The following is a 545-nucleotide window of genomic DNA, read 5'->3' on the forward strand; positions in this document are numbered from 1 at the left end:
CCGCCAAGCCGTGACGGCGGCGGGCACCGGCTGCATGGCCGCGCTTGATGCCGAACGCTTTGTGGCAGAGCTGGACTTTGCCACCGGGCAACTGACCCAGGCCTAATCGCCTAGCGCGGCAAGTACCTGGTGCAACAGCCATTCCGGCGCATCGGCAAAGGAATGGCTGGTTCCAGTTTGGCCGATCACGCGCGGATCGGCGCCCCAATGGCTGGCAAACAGCTGCGCGGTGCGGTCACCCTGCGCGAGCAGGATGGTAACCTTACCGCGATAGCTGGCCAGCGCCGCGCGCATCTCTTCTGCCAGCGCTGAAGCCGCCTGGGGCGCAGCGGCGGTGCGCAGCCCGCCCGCCAGCTTGCCCAGCGCCACCTTGCCGGCCAGCAGGCGGGCCCATTGGCGCGGATCGGCCAGGCGGCGCAGATAGTGGCGGGGCAGCGCGGCGGGAGAATGAACCGGCGCCGTTTCATTTTCCCCGTCCACCGTCCAGGGATTGGCCAGGATCAGCCCGTCAAGGCCAGGCAGCGTGGCGGCATGGAGCATCAGCG

2 pseudogenes are annotated in these 545 nt (G+C 69.0%); one reads left to right on the forward strand and one right to left on the reverse strand.

Features of this window, described 5'->3' with window-relative positions:
* Positions 1–106 (forward strand): annotated as a pseudogene (locus H926_RS34605) (thioredoxin-disulfide reductase); the annotation flags it as partial.
* Here the strand turns inward: H926_RS34605 and H926_RS33200 are convergent.
* A pseudogene (locus tag H926_RS33200) lies at positions 103–545 on the reverse strand (hydrolase 1, exosortase A system-associated); the annotation flags it as partial. The pseudogenes H926_RS34605 and H926_RS33200 sit on opposite strands and share 4 nt — an antisense overlap.

Origin of the sequence: Novosphingobium sp. B-7, assembly GCF_000410615.1 — a bacterium.
Classification (GTDB): Bacteria; Pseudomonadota; Alphaproteobacteria; order Sphingomonadales; family Sphingomonadaceae; genus Novosphingobium; species Novosphingobium capsulatum.